This window comes from Alphaproteobacteria bacterium, from assembly GCA_041396705.1.
Classification (GTDB): Bacteria; Pseudomonadota; Alphaproteobacteria; order CALKHQ01; family CALKHQ01; genus CALKHQ01.
In genome coordinates this window covers 112544-136220 of sequence record JAWKYB010000005.1, presented here as the reverse complement: position 1 = coordinate 136220, position 23677 = coordinate 112544, and the positions used below count along the sequence as shown (strand labels likewise).

Genomic DNA, 23677 nt, shown 5'->3' with positions numbered 1-23677 from the left:
TTCGCTAGAAGCCCAGGAGCCGCGGCAGAAACAGAGAGAGTTCCGGCACGAAGGTCACGAGCAGCATGACCGGCAGTGCGACGAACAGGATCAGCCGGAGCGCCGGCGCGACGGCGTGGTGGATCGAAACCTTGCCGATCCGGCAGGCCATGTAGAGGATCGGCGCGACCGGCGGGCTGTTGGCGCCGATGACCACCGAGCAGGCCACGATCGATGCATAGTGGATCGGGTCGACCCCGTGCGACACCATCAGCGGCATCATCAGCGGCGCGATGACCACCGTGACGGACAGGTCGTCCATGATCATCCCGACGAAGATCAGGAAGACGTTCACGAGGATGAGGATCAGGAACGTGTTGTCCGTCACCCGCGTCACCGCCTCGGTCAGGTCCTGCGGCACACCCTCGGCCACCATGATCCGGCCGATCATGAAGGAGAACAGCAGGATCAGGATGATGGTGCCGGTGGTCTCGCCGGCGTCGAGCAGGCTTCGCCGGAATCGCGCGATGGTCAGATCGCGGTAGATGAAGAAGCCGATCAGGATCGCGACGAACAGCGCCACCGCCGCCGCCTCGGTCGGCGTGAATACGCCGCCATAGATGCCGCCGAGGATGATGACCGGCATCATCAGCGCCGGTGACGCGCGCAGCGTGGCCTTCCACCCGTTTTCGGCGCTCTTCTGCCTGCGCAGGGCTTCCAGCCGCTCGCGCGTGTCCTTCAGGATCCGCCGTGTCGTCACCTTGTTGAAGATCAGCAGGCCTGCCATCAGCAGGATTCCTGGAACGATCGTCGCAGCGAACAGCGCCGTGATCGACTGCCGGGTCACCACGCCGAACAGGATCAGCGTGATCGACGGCGGAATGAGGATCCCCAGCAGCGACGACATCCCCAGCAGGGCCGAGCTGTAGCCGCGGGGATAGCCGCGCTCCGCAAGGGGATCGATCATGATCGTACCGATCGAGGCGACCGCCGCCGTTGCCGTCCCCGAAATGGCGCCGAAAATGCCAGAGGTCGCGATCATCGCGCCACCCATGCCGCCCCGGCGGCCGCGCAGCACCAGCGCCATGAAGCGGATGAGCCGTTCGGCCACGCCGCCCGATTGCATCAGGTATCCGGCCAGCACGAACAGCGGAAGGGCGAGCAGGATCACCGAGTCGAGCGAGCGGAAGCCCTGGAGCAAGAGCGTGGTTGTGTTCACGTCATAGGCCCAGACCAGGTACATCAGCACGCCCGCGAACGACCAGGCGACCGGCACGCCGAAGACCATCAGCGCCATCAGCAGCGCGATGCCGACAATCGCTTCCATCCTCAGGCCTCCCCGATCCCGTCCGCCTTCGCCGCGGACAGCGACCTGGCGGCTATGACGAGGTCGCGCAAGGCGTAGATCGCGAACAGCCCTGCGGCGAGCACGAGGGCCGACTGCGGGATCAGAAGCGGCAGGCTGAGTTCTGCCGTCGTTTGCGGTCGGGCGATCGACCAGTCCACCATGTCGCGGGCGAGGTCGACGAAGAACACGCTGAGCACGACCATGATCAGCGAAACCGCAAGGTTGTGGAGCGCCTTGACGCGCGGCGCCTTCAGCGACTGCGAGAGGTAGTCGACCACCAGATGCTCGCGGTTGCGCGCCGCGATCACCGCCCCGCACATGTAGAGCCACATCGCGGACAGCGTCGCGAGATCGAGAATGCCCACCACGGACCAGCCCAGGACGAACCGGGCCAGGACCAGAAACAGGATCAGGGCCGTCACCGCCAGATTGGTGACGATGACCACCAGGCCCATGGCCCACATGATGACGCGATCGATCCGGCGAAAGGCTTCAGTCATCCCGCGGGCTCCCGGAACAGATGGCAGGTCGCCCCGTGGCCCGGAGCGACCCTTCGATTCGGACTACCGAACGTTGGCCCGGATGAGATCCATGATCTCGATGCCAACGTCGGGCTCCATCTGGGCCCACACCTCGCCCCGGACCTTGTCGGCAAGCGCGGCGAGTTGTTCGTCGGTCAGTTCGAAATATTCCATGCCGAACGTGACGGCGAGATCGACGTAATGCTGGTCGGTTGCCCGGGCGTCCTCGAACTGCTTGGCCATCTCCGCGACCGCCGTCTCCTCGATCAGTCGCTGCAACTCGGGCGACAGGCTGTTGTAGCTGTCGAGATTGGCGAGGAGATTGCCGGTGACGAAGGTATGCTTGGTGCGGACGTAATAGTCGAGGACGTCCCGGAAATATTCATAGTCCCAGTAGATCACGTTGCCTGCGTCGCCGTCGACGACGCCGGTCTGGATCGACGTGTAGACTTCGCCCCAGTCGATCGCGGCCGTCTGGTAGCCCATCGACTCGAGGATCTGCGGGAACGGAAACAGAGGGGGCGTCCGGACCTTGATGTTCTGGGCCCCGGCGATGTCGGTGGCATAGGCGCCGCGCGTGGCCACGCCGCTGAAGCCTTCGGGCCATGCGCCGAAGTACTTCAGCCCGATGTCGTTGAACACCGCGTTCAGGACGCCGTTGACCCAACCGCCGGGCTTGTAGGCGTCAAAGGCGTCTTCCCAGGAAGTCACCATGTAGGGCGTGTTCAGGATGCCGATCCGCTTGTCGTACGACGTCGACGGCCACGACAGCATCAGGTCGATTTCGCCGGCGACGAACAGATCGAAGACCTCGAGCTGGCCGCCAAGTTCGTTCTGGTAGAACACGCGAACCGCGATCTCGCCGTTCGAGCCTTCTTCGATGGCGCTGGCCCAGTTGGCGATCGCCTGCCCCGACGGCGAGTCGCGGTCGCCGGAGTCGGTGGCGATCTTCAGTTCGATCTGTGCGAATGCCGGCGCCGCGGCGAGCCCGATCGCGACCGCGGCGGCGCATAGGATCCTTTCCATCAACAGAACCTCCTCGTTGAGACGTGGCCGTTGGCCGACCAACATAACAGTTGTTATCCTCGCTTCCATAACGTGCGTTATGTGCGAAAGTGTGTCAACGGGAATGATGCGGATGCGACGGATGTCGAAGGTTCTGGGGATGCGAATGACGGACCCTGGTCAGGAACAGCGCGGGCTCAGCCGGGAAGACTGGATCGGCGCCGGCCGGCGCGTGCTGATCGAGAAGGGCATCGCCGGCATTCGCTTGCGGGCGCTCTCGGAATCGCTTGGCGCCACGACCGGCGCCTTCTATTGGCAGTACCGCAAGCTGGAGGACCTGCTGGAGGACATCCGGCAGGACTGGGCGCGACGCAACACCGATCCGTTCACCCGCTCGATCGCGGCGGCCGGCCCCAGCGGCATGCGACAGTATCTCGCCTATGTCCGGACCCTGGTGCTCGAGGACGAGTTCAATCCGCGCTACGACAACGCCATTCGGGAGTGGGCCCACAGCGACCCGAGAACGGCGGAGGTTCTGCGGGACATCGAGATCTTCAGGATCGACCAGCTTCGCGCCGTATTCGAAGCGATGGGTTTCGAGGGGCGGTCGGCACTGATCCGGGCCCGGGTCACCTATTTTCACCAGGCCGGCTACAACGCGATGCAGATCACCGAGACGCTGGAACAGCGCCTGCAGAACATTCCCTACTATGCCGAGATCCTGACCGATCGCAGGGATCTGCTGCCGCTGGATTCGGCGGCGGCGGTGCAGGACTTCCTGCTCGACCCGCCCGGCTGGGTGCAGTAGCGCGCCGATCCGCCGGCACCGAACCGACGGCGCCGCCCGACGCCGGTCCGCCGGTGGCCGCGCATCCCCGCCGCCGTGGCGACGACGTCGCGGCCGTCAGGGTCGCGTGCCGCGGCAGCGCGGGCGGCGCGCGCACACCCAGGTCGGACCGTTGCGATCCGGGTTGCGCCGCATCGGGGCCCGGCATTTCGGACAGTCCGGGCTGATGCGCGACCTGCCGCGGCGAGGCTTGATCGGCCCGGCCGCTCCTGCCGGGGCCCGGGACGGCGGGCTCGGCTGGAACCGGGTCACGGTTCTGAGCGAGACGGCCGACTTGGGAACGGTGGCGCCCAGCAGCCGCAGCTCGTTCTCGGCCTGCGTGCGCAGGTCGACCGCGTGCGAAAGCGCGGCATCGCTGTGGGCCATCGCCGGCAGCGCGTCCATGTGAATGCCTGCGCCGCGCATGGTGCTCAGCCCGGCCGCGATGGTGGCGACCAGGGCGGCCTTTTCGTTGGCGAACGCGGTGCGCAGGGCCTGTTCGTCCGCGACATCCTGCGCGTTCGGCCTGGGGTCGTAGCGGAAGCGGGCCTCGTGCCCGCGCCGCCAGTCCATCAGCTTGCCGGCCATCGCTTCGCCGAAGCCCGGAACCTGCAGCACGGCCTCCGCATTCACGTCGGCCGCGGTCTCGATGCCGAACGAGATCAACGTCGCGGTCTTGGCGGGCCCGATGCCCGGAATGGCGGCCTGGCGAATCTCGAACCGGTCGAGATGGGCTCGCAGCTGCCGCGCCTCGCGCGTCGTCTTGTGCTCGGCCAGCGCGTTGGCGAAGTCCGCGTCGAAGGTGCGGTACCTGGCGATCGCGGCCTCGGCATCGGCGTGCGCCGCGATGACGTCCGACAGGCGGATTCGCCGCACGAAGCCGTCGAGCGCATGCTGCAGGTTCTTGTCCGCGGTCTCGAACGCGCGCAGGAACGGCGCCGGGTCGATCCGCCGGTCGACCGCCAGCTTCAGGCCCCAGGCGCCAAGGCCGAGCGTGATGAACCATGCCTCGGGGACGTATCGGAACGCGGCCGCGGCGCCCGCCACCAGCAACAGCCCGGCGATCGTGCGATAGCGCCGCTCGCCCCGTGCTGCCTTCATCGTCTGGCTGCGTTCGCCGCTCGCCGCCGTCGGCGGCGGCAGCAGCTTGGCCAGCGTGGGCAGGCGCACCGCCGACAGCTCGCGGATCGCCCGGCCGACGTCGATCGCGCTCGTCTGCGGCAGCGGCGTCGCCGCCATGTCCGGGAACATGTCGAAGCCGCTGCGCGTCGCCAGCTCGCACCACACGCACCGCGCGGCCGCGCTGGGGTAGTGGTGCGTGCCGACCCTGCCGCACCGGTCGAGGGCGCCTTCCAGCGCGCCCAGTGCGGCCACCCATGCGGCCGCATCCGGACGGGCGGCCGGATCCAGCCCGAACGCGTGCTCGAAGGCGGTCGAGACCGGTTCCGGGAAGGATTCCAGGGTCAGGGCCCCGGGCGGCGGGCTCGTCCTGGTCGCCTTCCGGCGGACGAGGGAATAGGCGAACCGGTTCTGCGCGATCGCCTCGCCGATCGAGGTGTCCGGCCCCTTGTAGACGCCGGCATAGGGATGGCGGCCGGCGAACAGCAGGTGGAAGATGGCCACGGCCAGGCCGAAATTGTCGTGCGCGGCGGTCCGGGCCACCGCGTCCAGCCGGGCGCCGTGCAGTTCCGGCGGCGTGAAGTCCGGCACGCCGACGACGCAGGGGAAGGTCTTGCCGTCGGCCTGGAACTGGAAGCTGTCGGCGTCGATCAGCGCTACCGTGGCGTCCTGCGAGACCAGCACGCCGGAATGGTTGAGATCGCCGATCACGCAGCCGGCCCGGTGTACCGTGCCCACCGCCCGCGCGATGTTCAGCGCGGCGCGGACGACGAAGCGATAATCCGCGCGAACGAAGTGCCGCTGGCGCGACTTCGGGCTGTACAGCTCGTGCATCGGCCGGTAGCCCGAGACCAGCCGCATGACGAAGCCGAGGAAGTTGCCGCTGAGATCGGTCACGATCTTGCCGGGATAGGCGACGAGATCGGTGCCGGCGGCCAGCCCCTGGCCGACCATCGCGCGAATCTTCTCCTCGCGCCCGGCGCGCAGGTCGGCGTTGTAGATCTTGGCCGCGATGCCGGCGCCGTCGGCCAGCGCATAGACCTCGCCCTCGCCGCCCTTGCCGATCAGCTGGCCGATGGCGAAGCGCTGGTCCCCGACGACGATGCGCTGCATGGTCAGGCCGCCGACATCAGCACCAGCGTCTTGTCGTCGTCGGTGCGCGCGCAGACGGACGGCCCGGCCAGATAGCCACGCAGCTTCGCCGACAGTTCGGGCAGCCGGCCGGCGGCGTCCGCCCTGTCGACCGGCCCGATCATCGGGTCGAAGAACCTCCGGTGGGCCCGGCGCCCGGCATGGTCGAGCGCCAGGTCGCCGATCCCGTCGGTGAACAGCGCGAACGCGTCGTGCGCCGGCGGCAGGCGGACGATGTTCAGCCGCGGTGCCGGATCGTCGGTGATGAAGTAGGTGGTGGCCGCATACTCGCCGTTCTCCGGCCAGCAGACGATCTCCCAGTCCGCGTCGCGCCGGCCGACGATGGCGCTGTCGCCGACGTGCAGGGCCAGCGCCCCGCCGGGTGCCACCAGCACGGCGGCCAGGGTGGCCGCGAACTGCCTGGGCGCACAGTCGCGCCGGTCGGCCGCCGCCGCGATGCGGCCGCGCAGGTCGCCGATCCAGCCGGCCAGGGTCTCGTCGTCGGGCAGGCCGTCGTTCGCCGCCACCCACGCGCGGAACGCGGTGTTGAGATGGCGGCACGCAAGCCATGCGCCATGGCTGCCATAGGCGGCGCTGCCCGCCCCGTCGGCGACGACCGCCAGCACGTGGGCCGGCCCGCAGGCCGCGACGGCAAGCGCGTCCTGCAGGCGCAGGCCGGCGCGGATGTGAGCGGTGCCGATCGCCGACGCGGCGGCCCAGCGCCACGCCATCGCGTCAGCCCGCTTCCGCCCAGCCGTCGGGCCCGGTCGGGTTGGCCAGCGCGACCTTGTCGTCCACGTTCGACTGCGACACCGCGCTCAGCGAGCTGGACAGCCAGCGGAACAGCTCGCTGAAGGCCAGGCCTTTCAGCTTCAGCGGCTCGCGCGTCGCGATCTTGGCGAGGATCTCCATGTTCGCGTTCTCGACACCGACGGCATAGAACATGAACTCCTTGCGCGCCTCGCCCTCCTGGACGCGGCGCCGCGCCTCGGACCAGCCGTCGGTCGGCGCGCCGTCGGTGATCAGGAACACCCAGGGCCGGTAGTATTTGATCCCGTTGGCGCGATACTGGTCCTTGCGCTCGCGCAGCAGGTCCAGCCCGGTGACGATGGCCTCGCCCATCGGCGTATTGCCGCCGGCAAGCAGCGGTTCCGGAACGAAGCTGTCGACCGTGGCGTAGTCGTGCTGGATCGTCACCGGCCCGAAGGAGATGACGGCCACCTCGACCCGCTTCGCGGCGAGCGAATCGTTCAGCAGGTCGTTGTGGAACGCCAGCATCCCCTCGTTGAGCTGCGCGATCGGCGCGCCGGCCATGGATTGCGAGGTGTCGAGCAGCAGCACCACCGGGCATCTGTGCTCGGGGTTGCTGGCGAATTCCGCATCGACAAAGGGCTGTTGCTCGAAATCGCTCATCCTGCCGTCGCTCCGTGCCGCATTCCCCCGCGCGATCCGCGCTCGTGCTTGCCCGCGCGATCCGCGCTCGTGCTTGCCCGCGCGATCCGCGCTCGCGCTTCCCCGTGCGATCCGCGCTCGCGCTTCCCCGTGCGATCCGCGCTCGCGCTTCCCCGCGCGATCCGCGCTCCGGGCGGACCGAGGCCGCCGCGACGGCCCCGCGCCGCAATCGTTCCGGTCGTAGCGGATCGCACCCTGCCGATATCGATGGTTGCATCGGATGCGCGCCATGACAAGCCGTTCATGTCCGGGTTGTGACCGCGCCCACCGCGCCGCGTCGCCGGGCCCCGGAACGCGCCGCCGCGGCGGCGCCGGCTCCAACGCCGCCCGGCCGACCGACCGGCTGCCGGCGCCGGCCGCAACCTCGAATGTTCATGAAATGTTTCACGTGAAACGCACCGTGTCAACCGCAGCGAAGCCGCGGGCGGCGCGGCTCGGTTCAGACCAGATCGTCCTTGAGGGCGAGCAGGGCGTCGAGGGCGAAGTGGATCTGCTCGAACCACGCGGTCTCGACCAGGTCCGGCCGGTCGCCGTTGAAGCTGTGCTGGCCGGTGACCAGGTTGCCGATCGCCAGCAGGGTCGCGCCGGCGTGGCAGCCGCGGCAGCTCGCCACCGTCAGGATCGCGGCCACCTCCTGCTCGACGCTGAGCACGCCGATGGCGTTGTAGCGCGCGACGTATTTCTCGATCCGCTGCGAGGCGTAGAAGCCGTCGGTGGTGCGGACGATGCCGGTGTGGACCGTGTTGCCGGCCTTGCGCGCCGCCGCGGCCAGCGCCGCCACCACGCGATAGTCGGCAACCGCCGGGTATTGCTTCGGCGCGTAGTAGCGCGAGGTGCCCTCGTCGCGCACGGCGGCGGTCGGGATCACCACGTCGCCCATGCCGATCCGCTGTTGGATCGCCCCGGTCGCGCCGATCTGGACGAACACCTTGCCGCCCAGGTTGATCAGGTCCTCCATCACGTTGGCGGTGGCGCCGGCGCCGATGCCGGCGGAGCAGACCGTGACCGGTGTGCCGCGATAGGGCCCGGTCAGCGTGGACACCTCCCAGCCGGCATCGGTGCGGAAGGTGACCGCGTCGAGCACGGCGGCGCTGCGGTGGACGTGATCGCGGAAGTTGGTGAGGATCACCAGCGGCGCGATGTCGCCCTTGCGGCAGCCGACGATCGGCGCGACGCCGCCCGGCAGCTCGACATATTTCGGCAGTTTCAGCAGTGCCAAGGCGGGCTCCTTTCATCGTCGGCCTTCGGGTGCCGGCCGCACGTCGCCGGCGGCGCGCGGCGCCTGCCCGCACTTCGGCAGGGCCGCACGCCGCGCCCACGCTACGCCGCGCCGCCGCCGCCGGCCACGAAAGCCTCGCCCCCGCACCGTTCGCGCGCCGATGCCGGCGCGTAACCCGGATGGAGCGGAGCGGAATCCGGGCTACTTGCTGCGTCTCCGCCATTGTTGTCGCACACGCGGATTTAGGTATCGTGTCCCCGTATAAACCCAGCAGTGCCAAGGCGGGCTCCCTTCATCGTCGGCCTTCTGGTGACGGCCAACGAACAGTGCGGACGGACCGCAGCACCAGCTGCGGGTTGTCGATCAGCCAGGCATGATCCGGCGCGCCATGGCAGTGATGGGTTACTCTGTGCGGATGCTACCCTTGCCCGTAGCGTATTGCGCTCACCGTAGCGGTGTTTTGCGCTGAACCCGTTTCTCATGGAAAGGCAATCAGTGCAGCCGGCGATTGCAGGGGGTTCAGCCGCGCGTAGAGCCCGGATGGAGCGTCAGCGCAATCCGGGTCGGCGGTCGGAACACGAACGCAGGCGGCCCCGGATTGCGCTTCGCTGCATCCGGGCTACATTCCGCAAGTTCCGCGAGGTCGCATTGGCAGCAACCCGTTGGCTCAGAGGTGGACCGCCCGCGCCTACCCCCCCGCCTGCTTCCTGAGCAAGAACTCCCGGCCCACCTTGACCCGCTCGACGCCGGCGTATTCGACGATGTCCGCGGTGGCGTAGGTTTCGGACCAGATCTCGGGCAGGTAGGAGCCGGAGCCGATCACGTCGACCGGGACTTGGGCGATGGCCATCACCCGGCACTTGGCCGGGCCGAAGCCGGACGAGGCGACGATCTTGACCTTGTTCCAGCCGGCCTGGTTCAGCTGCTCGCGCATGTGCCAGATCGCGGCGGCGGAGACGCCGGTGCCGATCAGGTGCCGCAGCTCGGACTCGCTGCGATAGCCGCGGATGGCGTCGGGCGCGTTGCGCTCCAGCACCGCGTAGGAGGCCTGGGTGTCGAGGCCTTCGCAGAAGCGGCCGCCGCCGGTGTCGAGCCGCACCGACAGCTTGCCCTCGCGGGCCAGCTCGGGGAAGCGCTCGCACACCGCCAGGCCGTCGCTGACCTCCCTGCCGAAATAGTCGGTCAGCACCACCAGCGCCTCGTCGGGGAAGGTCTCGTGGAACATCTCGGCGGCGCGCACGGTGGAGCCGGCATAGCCGATCAGCGCGTGGGGCATGGTGCCGCGGCCGCGGTCGATGCCGAAGAAATGCGCGGTCTCGTCGTTGGCGTTGCCGGTGAAGCCGACCGCGCCCTGCTTGCGCTTGGCCCGCTCCGAGCCGACGCTGGCGGCATAGGCCATCAGCTCGGCCATCTCGCGCCCGGCGCAGTGGCGCGCGTCCATCGCCATGAAGGCGACATAGGGCAGCTCGGAGCACATGGTGAAGGCGTTGTAGGCGGCGACGCAGGCCGGGCCGATCTTCTGCAGCAGGATGGTCTCGAGGTCGACCAGGTGGAAGAACGGGCCGGTGATGTACATCATCGGCTCGCCGGCGCCGACCCAGCGGCTCTCGGCATAGCGCAGGTCGACCGCGATCTCGACCCCGCGCTGGCGGGTCACCTCGGCCAGCCACTCCAGCGCCAGCCGCGGCGCGGAGACCACCGGGCGGCGCATGAAGATGGCGTAGGTGACCGTCGTGTCGCCATAGCGGCCGATGATCGCCTTGGTGCGGTTGAAATACTGGTCGGTCAGGCGGCCGACCTCCTGCTCGTTGGGAGACATCCGGCCCTCGCTTGACGTGGTGGCGGACATGGTGGGGGTGCCAGTGGCGTTGAACTTCGGCTGCGGCGCCCAACCCGGCAGCGGCTGCGGCGGCGGCCGGGCCGGGCGCCGGGGTCAGGACGCCGCGGCCAGCCGGGCGGCGTTGCGGCTGCGCCGGCGTTCCTCGGCGATGAGGAAGGCCAGCTCCAGCGCCTGGCTGCCGTTCAGCCGCGGGTCGCAATAGGTGTGATAGCGGTCGGCCAGCTGCTCCTCGGTGATCGCCTGGGCGCCGCCGATGCATTCGGTGACGTCGCGGCCGGTCATCTCGAAATGGACGCCGCCGGGGTGGCTGCCCTCGGCGTGGTGGACGGCGAAGAAGCCGCGCACCTCGCTGAGCACCCGGTCGACCGGGCGGGTCTTGTAGCCGGTGGCCGACTTCAGCGTGTTGCCGTGCATCGGGTCGCACGACCACACCACGTGGCGGCCCTCGCGCTGCACCGCGCGGACCAGCGGCGGCAGGCCGGCCTCGATCCTGTCGGCGCCCATCCGGGTGATCAGGGTCAGCCGGCCGGGGATGTTGCCGGGGTTGAGCAGGTCGATCAGGGCGATGAGCTCGTCGCCGGTCATGGTCGGCCCGCATTTCAGCCCGATCGGGTTCTCGACCCCGCGGCAGAACTCGACATGGGCGCCGTCGGGCTGGCGGGTGCGCTCGCCGATCCAGATCATGTGGGCGGAGGTGTCGTACCAGCGGCCGGTCAGGCTGTCCTGCCGGGTCAGCGCCTGCTCATAGGGCAGCAGCAGCGCCTCGTGCGAGGTGAAGAACTCGGCCTCGGAGACCTGCGGCACATGCTCGTCGATGCCGCAGGCGCGCATGAACTCCAGCGCCTCGCCGATCTGCTCGGCCACCTTGGCGAAGCGGGCGCCGGCCGGGCTGTCGGCCAGGAAGTCCAGCGTCCAGCTGTGCACCTGGTGCAGGTCGGCGAAGCCGCCGCGGGTGAAGGCGCGCAGCAGGTTCAGCGTCGCCGCCGACTGGTTGTAGGCCTGGACCATGCGGTCGGGGTCGGGCGTGCGCGACGCGGCGGTGAAGCCGATGTCGTTGACGATATCGCCGCGATAGCTGGGCAGCTCGACGCCGTCGATGGTCTCGGTGTCGGCCGAGCGCGGCTTGGCGAACTGGCCGGCCAGCCGGCCGACCTTCACCACCGGCAGCCCGGTGCCCCACATCAGCACCACGGTCATCTGCAACAGCACCTTCAGGGTGTCGCGGATGTCGTTGGCGCGGAACTCGTGGAAGCTCTCGGCGCAGTCGCCGCCCTGCAGCAGGATCGCGCGGCCCTCGGCGACGTCGGCCAGCCGGTCGGTCAGCGCCCGCGCCTCGCCGGCGAACACCAGCGGCGGGAAGCTCGCCAGCTCGCGCTCCGCATGGTGCAGGGCATCCTGGTCCGGGTAGTTCGGGATCTGGCGCGCGGTGTGCGTGCGCCAGCTGTCCGGGCTCCATTTCGCTGCCATGGCTGCTTTCCCCCTCGCGCCCCTGGTCCGCCGGCCGCGGCTTTCCCAGCGGCGGCGGGCCACGACCTATAGGTAAAGCGCCGGTCCGAATCCAGCGAAACCGTGAAATCGGGCGGCGGCGACCAAGAAGCGGCGGGCCGTTAAGGGTTCGTTAACCCTGTCGCCGCAAAGCTGGGCATGCATTCCCCCAAATGCAGGCGGGAGGGAACGCTTGTTCCCTCCCGCCACCGCCCCCCAGCGGATTGCGATGTCGGTGGGGCGATCGTGTCCCCCGATCGATCGCCTCCCGACCCGCCATACGTGGCGGATCCGTGTCGACATCGCCCGGATATTGGGCCCGAAAGCCCCTTCCGACACAAGAAAGCATTTGTAAGACTTCTAGATACAATTCGATACAAATCCGCCGGTGCTGCGGACGCATTCGGCTGCATTGCATGAGGCATCCGCCTCTAAATTACAGATTCGACACGAAAATCCGGTCCCGGATTGCGAGTGCGACGCGGCCCGGTTGCAGCGCAGCTGCGACATTCGTGCGCAATGATCGGGTTTCGGCGCGCACGGAACGCTTGCGCCGCCCGCCGCTCGCCGGGCCGCCTTTGTCACATTGCGCCGGCCGCGGGATGGCCGCTACTGTCCGCGCCACCCGCCGCCCTCACCGCGACTCAGAACAAGACGGAACGCCGATGGCCGAAACGCTGCACCCGAACTTGCACGTCCTCGATCACCCGCTGATCGCGCACAAGCTCAGCATCATGCGCGACCGCGACACCAGCACCATCAAGTTCCGCGCGCTGCTGAAGGAGATCGCGCTGCTGATGGGCTACGAGGTGACCCGCAACCTGCCGATCGCGACCAAGCGGATCGAGACGCCGCTGGCGGAGATGGACGCGCCGGTGATCGCCGGCAAGAAGCTGGCGGTGGTGCCGATCCTGCGCGCCGGCCTCGGCATGGCGGAAGGGCTGCTCGAGCTGGTGCCGACCGCCCGCGTCGGCCATATCGGCCTCTACCGCGACCCGAAGACCAAGCGGCCGGTCGAGTATCTGGTCAAGCTGCCGGAGGCGGACGGCCGCACCTTCATCCTGGTCGACCCGATGCTGGCGACCGGCTATTCGGCCGCCTATGCCATCGACGTGCTCAACCGCTGGGGGGTCGAGGACGCCAACATCCTGTTCCTCGCCCTGGTTTCCGCGCCGGAGGGCGTGAAGGTGATGGCGGAGACCCACCCGGACGTGGCGGTCTACACCGCCGCGCTGGACAGCCATCTTAACGAAAAGGCGTATATCGTGCCCGGGCTCGGCGACGCGGGCGACAGGCTGTTCGGCACGCGCTAGATGGGTCGGTCCGGCAAGCGGGTCGGGGTCGACCGGCTGCTCCTGCGGCTTGCCGCGCTTGCCGTTTCGGCGGCCGCGGCCGCCTGCGCGACGCCGCCGCGCACGACGCCCCTGACCGGCGATCGCAGCATGGACTATGTCGCGCCGGACGACGGCGATCCCGATCCTGCAACGCTGTTCATCGTCACCGCATCCGGCGGCGGCCAGCGCGCTGCGGCGCTGACCCTCGGCACCCTCCAGGCCCTCGACGAGGTCGTGCTGCCCGGCGGCCGCACCATGCTCGACGAGGTCGACGTGATCTCCTCCGTGTCCGGCGGCAGCGTCACCGCGGCCTACTATGCGCTGCGCGGCCGCGCGGGCTTCGAGACGCTCGAGCAGTCGTTCCTGCGCCAGAGCGGGAATGCCGCGCTGCTCGCCAACGGGCTCGACCCGGTCAATCTGGCCCAGCTGGTCGGCCCCGGCTACACGCGGCTCGACTGGGTGATCGACTATCTGCGCGACGCGCTGTTCGGCGACGCCACCTATGCCGACCTGGCCGGACGGCGTCCCTACCTGATCGTCAACGCCGCCGACATGAGCAAGGGCACGACCTTCGCCTTCACCCAGCCCTGGTTCGACCTGATCTGCGCCGACCTGAGCGCCTTCAGGCTGGCCGACGCGGTCGCCGCCTCCGCGGCGGTGCCGATGGCGTTCGCGCCGCTGGCGGTTCGCGACAACGCGCCCTGTCCGCAACAGGACATCGGCGAAGGCGACGCGCCGACGCTGCCCGCCTGGGCGGGCTGGGTGGCCGACGGTCTCGACTTCGACCGCCACCGCAGCATCGAGCGCCTGCAGCGCGCGCGCACCGCGCTGGCCTACCTGAACCTGGACTGCACCGCCGATGGCGCCTGCAGCCCGCTGCCGGCGGACCGGCGCACGGCATGGATCCACCTGCTCGACGGCGGCATCGTCGACAATCTCGGGCTCAGCGAGCCGCTGCGGCTGATCTCGACCCAGGAGGTGGCGCCGTTCTACCTGCCCGAGATCGTCAGCGGCCGGATCACGCGGATCGTCGTGGTCGTGGTCTCGGCCCGGGTCGAACAGGATTTCGGCATCGACCAGTCCGGCGCCGCGCCGGGGCTGTTCACCATGCTGACCGCGACGATCAGCAGTCCGATCAATGCCGCCTCGCTGAGCCTGGTCAGCCGGCTGAAGGCGATGATCGACCAGGGCGCGGCGGACTACCGCGCGGAGCTGTCGAACAACGGCCGGAGCGTCGAGAAGGACGGCGAGGAACGGACGCCTGCGCTCGCCGTCGGCGCGCCCGATCTCGACCGGTTCGGCCTGGTGATCGACTTCGAGCTGATCGACGGCGCCGCCTGCCGCGACCGGTTCAAGGCGATCCCGACCAGCTGGACAATCGATCCGCGCGAAACCGGGGCGCTGATCCGGATCGCCGGGCCGCTGCTTGCCGCCAACCCCGACTTCGCGCGGCTGGTCGCCGACCTCGGCGGGCACATGCCCGCATACGAGCGCATCGCCGACACCTGCGCGCGACTGGTACACTAATGCTCAAACCGAACGGTGCCGCGCCATGTGCGGTCTGATTGCGGTGTTCGACCGGGGCGGCAGGCCGGTCGAGCCGGCGCTGCTGAGGCGGATGCGCGATGCCATCGTCCATCGCGGTCCCGACGATGCCGGCGACGCGCTGCTCGACGACGGCCAGGTCGGCCTGGCCAGCCGGCGGCTGGCGATCATCGACCTGTCGGTGGCCGGCCACATGCCGATGGCCGCCGACGGCATGACAATCGCCTACAACGGCGAGGTCTATAACTTCGCCGGCCTGCGCGCCGAGCTGGAGCGCGACGGCCACCGGTTCCGCTCCGGCACCGACACCGAGGTGGTGCTGGCCGGGCTGCGCCGCGACGGCACCGCCTTCCTGCGCAAGATGATCGGCATGTTCGCGCTCGCCGCCTGGGACGAACGCGGCGGCGAACTGATCCTCGCCCGCGACCCGGCGGGCAAGAAGCCGCTCTATTACGCCTGGGCCGGCGAACGGCTCTACGTCGCCTCTGAGATCAAGGCGCTGCTGCTGGCGCCGGAGATCGGCCGGGCGATCGACCCGGTGGCGCTGCAGCAGTATCTGGCCCTGCAGTTCGTGATGCCGCCGCGCACGCTGTTCGCCGGCATCGGCAAGCTGGCGCCGGGCGAGGCGATGGTCGTCGGCCGTGCCGGCCCGCCGCGCGTGGAGCGCTACTGGCGCCCGCTCGCCGGCGACACCCCGGTGCCGGCCGACCACGCGGCGGCGGTGGCGCAGGTGCGCACAACGCTGGAATCCGCCGTCGCCGACCGCATGGTCGCCGACGTGCCGATCGGCGCCTATCTCAGCGGCGGGCTCGACAGCTCGCTGGTGGTGGCGATGATGCAGCGGCGCAGCGACCGGCCGGTCGACGCCTTCACCATCACCTATCCGGAGCTGCCCGACCGCGACGAGGCGCCGTTCGCCGAGATCGTCGCCAAGCACTGCGGCGCCCGGCTGCACCGCGTGCCGATGAACCACGTGCAGGCGCGCGACGGCCTGGAGGAATATCCCTATCACGCCGACGAACCGATCGCCGACCCGGCCAGCATCAACGCCTACTGGACCAGCCGGGGCCTGCGCGGCCACGGCGTCGTCGTCGCGCTGGTCGGCGAAGGCGCCGACGAGCTGTTCCTCGGCTATCCCGGCTATTTCCAGTACGGCCGGCTGGCCAGGCTGTGGCGGCTGAACCGCGCGGTGCCGCGGCCGCTGCGTCGGCTGGAGAGCGCGGCGCTGGCCTGGCTGATGGCGCGCACCGGGCGCGGGCGCCACGCCGACGTCGCCCGCCGGCTGGTCGACCTCGACACCCTGTTCCTGACCCACGAGACCGGCTTCGACCTGCCCGAGATGCGCGCGCTGCTGGGCGACGGCCCGGCGCTGGCGGCGCGGCCGCATCCGGCGGCGGTGATCGCCGACCTGCAGGCCGGCTTCGCCGCCGCGGCCGGCGACGACATCCTGAAACTGGTCAGCACCTCGGACCTGCGCTCGCGGGTGGCGGAGAAGCTGTTGATGCGGGTCGACAAGATGTCGATGGCGCATTCGCTGGAGGCGCGCGCGCCGTTCCTCGACCGCCGGGTGGTCGAGCTGGCGCTGGCGCTTCCCGGCGCCATGCTGGGCGTGCCGCACCCGGCGCGGCGCCGGAGACCAAGGGGCTGCTGCGCGCCGTCGCCGGGCCCTATCTGCCGGAGACCATCATCCGCCGCCCGAAGATGGGCTTCCAGCCGCCGATCGCCGAATGGCTGCAGGCCGACCTGGGCGATGCCTTCGCCCATGAGGTCGACACCGGCCCGATCTTCCGCGACGGCATCCTGCGGCCGGACCCCTGCCGAGCGCTGCTGGCGCGGCACCGCCAGGCGGGCGGGCTGCAGGTCAAGCTGTGGAACCTGCTGTCGCTGGCGCTGTGGTACCGCCGCTTCGGGGTCGACGGCGTCGCGGCAGCCTAGGCCGGCGGCCGCATTCCCGCCGCAGTTCGGCCGCAATCCGGCCGCATCGTTCAGGCCCTGCCCGACAGATCGAGGGGTGAAGCGATGAGAGCGATACACGGTTGCGGCGCGGCTGGCCTGGCGCTGGCCCTGGCGGCCGCGGCGGTCCCGGCGTCCGCGCACCACCGGCCGGATCACGCCGGCGGTCCGCCGGGCAGCCATGCCCTCGGCGGCAATCTGTCGGGCGGCAACGGCGTGACATATGGCCCCGGCGGCGCGCTGCTCCACCTCGACAACGTCACCGTCGGCCTGGTCAACGACTGGTTCGCGGCCAATCCGAGCGCATTCCTGCGCTATTCCGCGCTGCCGCCCGGCATCGCGCGCAACCTGGCGCGCGGCAAGGCGCTGCCGCCCGGCATCGCCATGCAGGCGCTGCCGCCGGCGCTGGCCGCCACCCTGCCGCCCGTGCCGGCCGGCTATGGCCGCTTCGTCGTCGGCGAGGACCTGGTGCTGATCGAACTGACCAGCGGGCTGGTCAGCGATCTCGCCCGCATCCTGCTGCCCTGACCCGGGCGCCGCGCGGCGGCATTCACGTCTGCTTGCGGCCGGCTATCGCCGACCGGCCGCAATCGTCTAGACTGCGGCTCGATCGGTCTTCCTGCTGGGGTCGGGGCATCCATGACCGTGCCGGCGGAACAGGAACTGCGGCTGCGCGAGGCACGCGTCGAAGGCGCGGAGCAGGCGCTGGACGCGCTGCGCCAGGCGACGCTGGCGCTGGAACGGCGCGCCGCCGGCTTCGATGCCGAGGTGCGCCGCCTGCAGGACCGCCAGGGCGGCGCGTTGCGCTGGACCGTCGGCGCGATCCTCGGCCTCGGCGGCATCCTCGCCGCCGTCGCGATCGTGCTGATCACCGGCGAGGCGGCGGAGCGGCGCAGCCTGGACGCGCGGCTGACGGCGGAGCTGGCCGGCCTGTCGGCCCGGATCGACTCGATCGACGCCACCCTTGCCCGGCTGGCGGCGCAGGCGTCGGCGACCGAGGCGGCGGCGGAACAGAGCCGCGGCGCGGCCGACGGCCTGGCCGCCCAGTTCGCCGCCCTGCAGCAGCGCATCGACGCGTCCAACCACCGTACCGACATGCTGCTGGGACGGCTCGGCGAGAACATCGACAACATCCGGTCCGATTTCGCCTATCTGGTCGAAGGCGGCGGGGCGCGCACCGGCTTCGCGGGCCAGATCTTCCTGAAGGTGCCCTATCCGTCGCCCGACGCGGACGCGACCGGCTCGTTCATCAGCGATGTCGAGGTCTCGGTGCTCAGCGCCGCCGGCCAGCTGCGCGCCGGCACGCTGCGCATGATCGTGCCGGCGCGCGACGACGCCCCGCGCCAGCGGGTGACCTTCACGCTGAACATGCAGTTCCTGGTCGCGCTCGGCGACCTGGTCGCCGGCACCGGCGCGGCGCGCGAGGACCGCGCCCGCCAGCTGCTGCGCATCGCCGACGTCGAAACGCTGATGACCGCCTTCTACGAGGCCGATGCCTGGACGCAGCTGACGCTGGCCGTCGCCGATTCGCGGCTGACCGATTTCGTCATCGACCAGCGCCCGGTGGTCGGCGAGTAGGCGAACGCGGCTACCGGGCGGTGCCGCCCACGGTCAGGCCCTCGACCAGCATGGTCGGCTGGCCGACGCCGACCGGCACGCCCTGACCCTCCTTGCCGCAGGTGCCGACGCCGGGGTCGAGCGCCATGTCGTTGCCGATCATCGACACCCGGGTCAGCACGTCCGGGCCGTTGCCGATCAGCGTGGCGCCCTTGACCGCGCGGCCGATGCGCCCGCCCTCGATCAGATAGGCCTCCGAGGCGGAGAACACGAACTTGCCGGAGGTGATGTCGACCTGGCCGCCGCCGAAGTTGACCGCGAACAGGCCGCGGTCGACCGATGCGATGATCTCCTGCGGGTCGTGGGCGCCGTTGGCCATAACCGTGTTGGTCATCCGCGGCATCGGCACGTGCGCATAGGACTGGCGCCGGCCGTTGCCCGTCGGCTTCGCGCCCATCAGCCGGGCGTTCTGCCGGTCCTGCATGTAGCCGACCAGGATGCCGTCCTCGATCAGCGTGGTACGGCCGGTCGGGGTGCCCTCGTCGTCGATGGTCAGCGAGCCGCGCCGGTCGGGCAGGGTGCCGTCGTCGACCACGGTCACGCCGGGCGCGGCGACGCGCTGGCCCATCAGCCCGGCGAAGGCGCTGGTCTTCTTGCGGTTGAAGTCGCCCTCCAGCCCGTGGCCGATCGCCTCGTGCAGCAGGATTCCGGGCCAGCCGTTGCCCAGCACCACCTTCATCTCGCCGGCCGGGGCGTCGACCGAGCCGAGGTTGACCAGGGCCTGGCGCAGCGCCTCGTCGACCTGCGCCTGCCAGGTCTCCGGCCGCAGGTAGAGGTCGTATGACACCCGGCCGCCGGCGCCCATGCTGCCGGTTTCCATGCGGTCGCCCTCGCCGACGACGACCGACACGTTGAGCCGCACCAGCGGGCGGACGTCGGCGCCGCGCCAGCCGTCCGCGCGGATGATCTGCACCGCCGACCATTCGCCGCTGAGGCTGGCGATCACCTGGCGCACGCGCTTGTCGCGCGTGCGGGCATAGGCGTCGACCTGCTGCAGCAGCGCCACCTTCTCGTCGAACGGCACCGCCGACAGCGGGTTGTCGTCGGCATAGAGCTGCGCGTTGGTGCCGATCGGGTCGTCGGCCGCCACGCCGCCGTGGCCGGCCAGCACCGCCTGCACCGTGCCGGCGGCGCGCCGGATCGCGGCTTCGTCCAGCGCGCCGGAATGCGCATAGCCGACCGCTTGGCCGGCCACCGCGCGGATGCCGAATCCCTGGGCGGTGTCGAAGCTCGCGCTCTTCAGCTGGCCGTCGTCGAAGACCAGGCTCTCCGACTGGGTGTATTCGAGATAGAGCTCGCCGTCGTCGGCCCGGTTCAGGGCGTCGCCGACGATGCCTTCCACCCGCGCGCGGTCGAGGCCGGCGCGGGTGAAGAACAGCTCGTCGGTGCGGGTCAGATGCGTCATCGGCGCTCTCCTGGCTGTGGGCCTCGCCGCGGCAGGATGCGCTGGCGAACCGGGCCGTTTTTGGACAATATGCCGCATCGGGGCGCGGGCTTTGGCATTATTATAAGCCGCGATCCGGGGTATGGCGAATGCCCAGGCCAATTCCTTTTGCCTATGCGGGAGCGATAGCGTGCTGAAACGGATGCCGGCGGCCCTTGCTGCCATCACGACCACGGTGATCGGCGCCGGCGCGGCCCTGGCGGCGCAGCCGGAGGACTGGGGCATCTACATGCAGGACGCGGCGACTCCGGGCGCCGAGCAGCTGCATTCGTTTCACGAGCTCCTGCTGTGGGTGATCATCTTGATCGCCGTCTTCGTCACGGCGCTGCTCGGCTATGTGATGTGGCGGTTCCGCGCGTCGCGCAATCCGAACCCGTCGCAGACGACTCACAACACGCTGATCGAGGTGGCGTGGACGGTGGTGCCGGTCGTCATCCTGGTGCTGCTCGCGATCCCGTCGTTCAGCCTGCTGTATTTCCTGGACCGCACCGAGAACCCGGAGCTGACGATCAAGGTGACCGGCAACCAGTGGTACTGGTCCTACGAATATCCGGACCAGGGCGGGATCGGATTCCTCAGCAACATGCTGCCGGACGACCAGCTGGCCGAAGGCCAGCCGCGGCTGCTGTCGGTCAACAACCCGCTGGTGGTTCCGGTCGACACCAACGTCCAGCTGCTGATCACGTCGCAGGACGTGCTGCATTCCTTCGCGATGCCGGCATTCGCGGTGAAGATGGACGCGGTCAAGGGCCGGACCAACGAGAGCTGGTTCAACGCGACCGCGGAAGGCGTCTATTACGGCCAGTGCTCGGAACTGTGCGGCAAGGACCACGCCTTCATGCCGATCGAGATCCACGTGGTCAGCCAGGATGCATTCGCCCAGTGGGTCGCCGAGAAGCAGGCGGAGTTGGGGATCGAGTCGGAGCAGCCGACCAGCGTGGCGGCCCTGGACTGAACGCACCGGCGCGGCCGGCTAAGGCGCGACAACGCACAATTCGACGGAACGACCGGCGCAACCAGCGCCATCAGCTAGGACAGAGGGTGACACGATGGCACACGGACATGACGCAGCAGCCGGCGCGCATGATCATCACGACCACAAGCCGTCGTTCTTCGTACGCTGGTTCGCGTCGACCAACCACAAGGACATCGGCACGCTGTACCTGCTGTTCGCGGTCGTCGCCGGGCTGATCGGCGGCGTCTTCTCCATCCTGATGCGGATGGAGCTGCAGGACCCGGGCCTGCAATACGTCGCCGACGGCCAGCAGTGGAACGTCTACATCACCGCCCACGGCCTGATCATGGTGTTCTTCGTGGTCATGCCGGCACTGATCGGCGGGTTCGGCAACTGGTTCGTGCCGCTGATGATCGGCGCGCCGGACATGGCGTTCCCGCGCATGAACAACATCAGCTTCTGGCTGCTGATCCCGTCGTTCGGCCTGCTCGTCGCCTCGGCCTTCGTCGGCGACGGCGCCGGCACCGGCTGGACCATCTATCCGCCGCTGTCCAGTGCCGGGCCCGGCGGCCAGAGCGGCTATTCGGTCGACATGGCGATCTTCTCGCTGCACCTCGCCGGCGCCTCGTCGATCCTGGGCGCGATCAACTTCATCACCACCATCCTGAACATGCGCGCGCCGGGCATGACGCTGCACCGGATGCCGCTGTTCGCCTGGTCGATCCTGGTCACCGCCTTCCTGCTGCTGCTGTCGCTGCCGGTGCTCGGCGGCGCCATCACCATGCTGCTGACCGACCGCAACTTCGGCACCGCCTTCTTCGTGGCCGAGAGCGGCGGCGACCCGATCCTGTTCCAGCACCTGTTCTGGTTCTTCGGGCACCCCGAGGTCTACATCATGATCCTGCCGGCGTTCGGGATCGTCAGCCACATCATCTCCACCTTCTCGCGCAAGCCGATCTTCGGCTATCTCGGCATGGCCTACGCCATGGTGGCGATCGGCTTCGTCGGCTTCATCGTGTGGGCCCACCACATGTACATGGCCGGGCTGGACGTCGACACCCGGGCCTATTTCACCGCGGCGACGATGGTGATCGCGGTGCCGACCGGGGTGAAGATCTTCTCCTGGATCGCCACCATGTGGGGCGGTTCGATCACCTTCTCGACGCCGATGCTGTGGGCGATCGGCTTCATCTTCCTGTTCACCATCGGCGGCGTCACCGGCGTGGTGCTGGCCAACGCCGGCATGGACGTGGCCCTGCACGACACCTACTACGTGGTCGCGCACTTCCACTACGTCCTCAGCCTGGGCGCGGTGTTCGCGATCTTCGCCGGCTTCTACTACTGGATCGGCAAGATGACCGGGCGCCAGTATCCGGAATGGGCCGGCAAGCTGCACTTCTGGACCACCTTCATCGGCGTCAACCTGGTGTTCTTCCCGCAGCACTTCCTCGGCCTGCAGGGCATGCCGCGGCGCTATCCCGACTATCCGGACGCGTTCGCCGGCTGGAACATGGTCTCGTCGATCGGCGCCTACATCGCCTTCGCCTCGACCCTGTTCTTCGTGCTGGTCGCGATCTACACGCTGTTTGCCGGGCGCCGGGTCGGCGACAACTACTGGGGCCAGGGCGCCACATCGCTGGAGTGGACGGTCAGCTCGCCGCCGCCGTTCCACACCTACAACGAGCTGCCGCGCTTCGGGCAGAGCGCCCATCACCACTGAGCCGGGCCTGACTGACGGACGCATGCGTTGACCGACGCAACCTATACGCCGGGCGCACAGCGCGCCGCAGACGACGCGGTCGCGGCGCCCAGCGTCGCGACCGTCGGCGACTATCTCGTGCTGCTGAAGCCGCGGGTGATGTCGCTGGTGCTGCTGACCGCGATCGCCGGCATGGCGGTCGCACCCGGTACACTGCATCCGGCACTGTCGATCGTCGCGGTGCTGTGCATCGCGGTCGGCGCGGGCGCGTCGGGCGCGATCAACATGTGGTACGACCGCGACATCGACGCGGTGATGGCGCGCACCAGCGGCCGGCCGATCCCGACCGGCCGGATCGCGCCGGAGGAGGCGCTGGCCTTCGGCGTGATCCTTTCGGTCTTCGCCGTAATGACGATGGGGCTGGCGCTGAACTGGGCGGCGGCCGGCATGCTGGCGCTGACCATCGGCTTCTACGTCTTCGTCTACACCATTTGGCTGAAGCGGCGGACGCCGCAGAACATCGTGATCGGCGGCGCCGCCGGCGCCTTTCCGCCGATGATCGGCTGGGCCGCGGTCAGCGGCGACATCGGCCTGCCGTCGCTGGCGCTGTTCGCGCTGATCTTCTTCTGGACGCCGCCGCATTTCTGGGCGTTGGCGCTGTTCCGCAAGATCGACTACGCCAAGGCCGGCATTCCGATGCTGCCGGTGGTCGCCGGGGTGCGCGAGACCAAGCGGCAGATGTTCGTCTACACCGTGCTGCTGCTGCCGATCGCTGCCGCGCCGGCCTTCCTCGGCATCGCCGGTTGGCTCTATCTCGGCGGCGCGCTGCTGCTCGGCGCCAATTTCCTGCGCCATGCCTGGATCGTGCTGCGGACGGCGGACGTCGAGATCGGCGACCCCGCGATCCACCGGCCGGCGAAGCGGATGTTCGGTTTCTCCATCCTCTACCTGTTCGGCCTGTTCGTGCTGGTGCTGGTCGACGGCGGGCTGGGTCTGACCGCGCCGCTGGCCGACCTTGTGGCCGCGATGGGCGCGTGATGTCGACCTCGCCCGCGTCGCCGCGCCCCGCGGATCGGGAGAAGGAGGCGTTCGAGCGCCGGCGCCGACAGCGCAACCTGGCGGTTCTCGTCGCTCTGCTGGCGTTCGTCGTCCTGATCTACGTGGTGACGCTGGTGAAGTTCGAAGCCGTGCCGGGGGCCGGCTGA

The 23677-nt window shown here is 69.5% G+C and carries 20 protein-coding genes; 10 read left to right on the top strand and 10 right to left on the bottom strand.

The genetic code is table 11. The annotated features are described in order from the left end of the window. Positions 1–4: 4 nt before the first annotated feature. The 3 genes from R3F55_08470 to dctP form a co-directional block, all read right to left on the bottom strand. Positions 5–1306: a TRAP transporter large permease gene (locus R3F55_08470; protein ID MEZ5667450.1), complete on the bottom strand. Its 1302-nt coding sequence runs from the start codon at positions 1304–1306 to the stop codon at positions 5–7. Between the two features lie 2 nt (positions 1307–1308). After that, entirely contained in the window at positions 1309–1827 is a 519-nt protein-coding gene (locus tag R3F55_08465; protein ID MEZ5667449.1) for a TRAP transporter small permease, read from the bottom strand. 63 nt (positions 1828–1890) lie between these two features. Further along, the gene (dctP, locus tag R3F55_08460) at positions 1891–2919 is read right to left on the bottom strand and encodes a TRAP transporter substrate-binding protein DctP (GenBank protein MEZ5667448.1); all 1029 of its coding nucleotides are present in this window, start codon (positions 2917–2919) and stop codon (positions 1891–1893) included. Between the two features lie 100 nt (positions 2920–3019). Between dctP and R3F55_08455 the strand changes: the two genes are divergently transcribed. Further along, a complete protein-coding gene (locus R3F55_08455) occupies positions 3020–3661 on the top strand; it encodes a TetR/AcrR family transcriptional regulator (GenBank protein ID MEZ5667447.1) in 642 nt (213 codons plus the stop codon). Between the two features lie 96 nt (positions 3662–3757). Here R3F55_08455 and R3F55_08450 read toward each other — a convergent pair whose 3' ends face one another. The 6 genes from R3F55_08450 to R3F55_08425 all read right to left on the bottom strand — a co-directional run bounded on the left by R3F55_08450 (position 3758) and on the right by R3F55_08425 (position 11907). Then, positions 3758–5911 carry a hypothetical protein gene (locus R3F55_08450; GenBank protein ID MEZ5667446.1) on the bottom strand — a complete coding sequence of 718 codons (2154 nt, stop codon included), beginning with the start codon at positions 5909–5911 and terminating at the stop codon, positions 3758–3760. Between the two features lie 2 nt (positions 5912–5913). Continuing rightward, positions 5914–6660 carry a PP2C family serine/threonine-protein phosphatase gene (locus R3F55_08445; protein MEZ5667445.1) on the bottom strand — a complete coding sequence of 249 codons (747 nt, stop codon included), beginning with the start codon at positions 6658–6660 and terminating at the stop codon, positions 5914–5916. Between the two features lie 4 nt (positions 6661–6664). Next, complete coding sequence (locus R3F55_08440; GenBank protein ID MEZ5667444.1) at positions 6665–7342, bottom strand: VWA domain-containing protein; 678 nt, start codon at positions 7340–7342, stop codon at positions 6665–6667. Positions 7343–7820: 478 nt separating this feature from the next. Further along, positions 7821–8600, bottom strand: a complete 780-nt coding sequence (locus R3F55_08435; protein MEZ5667443.1) for a nucleoside phosphorylase — start codon at positions 8598–8600, stop codon at positions 7821–7823. A 688-nt stretch (positions 8601–9288) separates the two neighbouring features. Continuing rightward, positions 9289–10419, bottom strand: a complete 1131-nt coding sequence (locus R3F55_08430) for a nicotinate phosphoribosyltransferase (protein MEZ5667442.1) — start codon at positions 10417–10419, stop codon at positions 9289–9291. A 114-nt stretch (positions 10420–10533) separates the two neighbouring features. After that, the gene (locus tag R3F55_08425; protein ID MEZ5667441.1) at positions 10534–11907 is read right to left on the bottom strand and encodes a 3-deoxy-7-phosphoheptulonate synthase class II; all 1374 of its coding nucleotides are present in this window, start codon (positions 11905–11907) and stop codon (positions 10534–10536) included. 683 nt (positions 11908–12590) lie between these two features. Here R3F55_08425 and upp point away from each other — a divergent pair. The 5 genes from upp to R3F55_08400 all read left to right on the top strand — a co-directional run bounded on the left by upp (position 12591) and on the right by R3F55_08400 (position 18335). Beyond that, positions 12591–13238: a uracil phosphoribosyltransferase gene (gene upp, locus R3F55_08420; protein ID MEZ5667440.1), complete on the top strand. Its 648-nt coding sequence runs from the start codon at positions 12591–12593 to the stop codon at positions 13236–13238. After that, positions 13239–14786, top strand: a complete 1548-nt coding sequence (locus R3F55_08415) for a patatin-like phospholipase family protein (GenBank protein ID MEZ5667439.1) — start codon at positions 13239–13241, stop codon at positions 14784–14786. 25 nt (positions 14787–14811) lie between these two features. After that, positions 14812–16827: an asparagine synthase (glutamine-hydrolyzing) gene (gene asnB / locus R3F55_08410; GenBank protein MEZ5667438.1), complete on the top strand. Its 2016-nt coding sequence runs from the start codon at positions 14812–14814 to the stop codon at positions 16825–16827. Continuing rightward, positions 16824–17285, top strand: coding sequence for an anti-virulence regulator CigR family protein (locus tag R3F55_08405; protein ID MEZ5667437.1), 462 nt, complete (start codon positions 16824–16826; stop codon positions 17283–17285). The genes asnB and R3F55_08405 overlap by 4 nt, the downstream gene beginning before the upstream one ends. 111 nt (positions 17286–17396) lie before the next feature. After that, positions 17397–18335: a hypothetical protein gene (locus R3F55_08400; protein ID MEZ5667436.1), complete on the top strand. Its 939-nt coding sequence runs from the start codon at positions 17397–17399 to the stop codon at positions 18333–18335. Positions 18336–18345: 10 nt separating this feature from the next. On the opposite strand, the gene tldD is transcribed toward R3F55_08400, so the two are convergent. Next, positions 18346–19779 carry a metalloprotease TldD gene (gene tldD / locus R3F55_08395; protein ID MEZ5667435.1) on the bottom strand — a complete coding sequence of 478 codons (1434 nt, stop codon included), beginning with the start codon at positions 19777–19779 and terminating at the stop codon, positions 18346–18348. Positions 19780–19948: 169 nt separating this feature from the next. Here tldD and coxB point away from each other — a divergent pair, with 169 nt between their 5' ends. From coxB to R3F55_08375, 4 genes are all read left to right on the top strand, one after another. Then, positions 19949–20773 (top strand): cytochrome c oxidase subunit II, encoded by an 825-nt coding sequence (coxB, locus tag R3F55_08390; GenBank protein MEZ5667434.1) that lies wholly within the window; start codon positions 19949–19951, stop codon positions 20771–20773. Between the two features lie 94 nt (positions 20774–20867). Next, a complete protein-coding gene (gene ctaD / locus R3F55_08385) occupies positions 20868–22493 on the top strand; it encodes a cytochrome c oxidase subunit I (GenBank protein MEZ5667433.1) in 1626 nt (541 codons plus the stop codon). Between the two features lie 27 nt (positions 22494–22520). Next, positions 22521–23510, top strand: coding sequence for a heme o synthase (locus tag R3F55_08380; protein MEZ5667432.1), 990 nt, complete (start codon positions 22521–22523; stop codon positions 23508–23510). Beyond that, complete coding sequence (locus tag R3F55_08375; protein MEZ5667431.1) at positions 23510–23677, top strand: hypothetical protein; 168 nt, start codon at positions 23510–23512, stop codon at positions 23675–23677. The genes R3F55_08380 and R3F55_08375 overlap by 1 nt, the downstream gene beginning before the upstream one ends.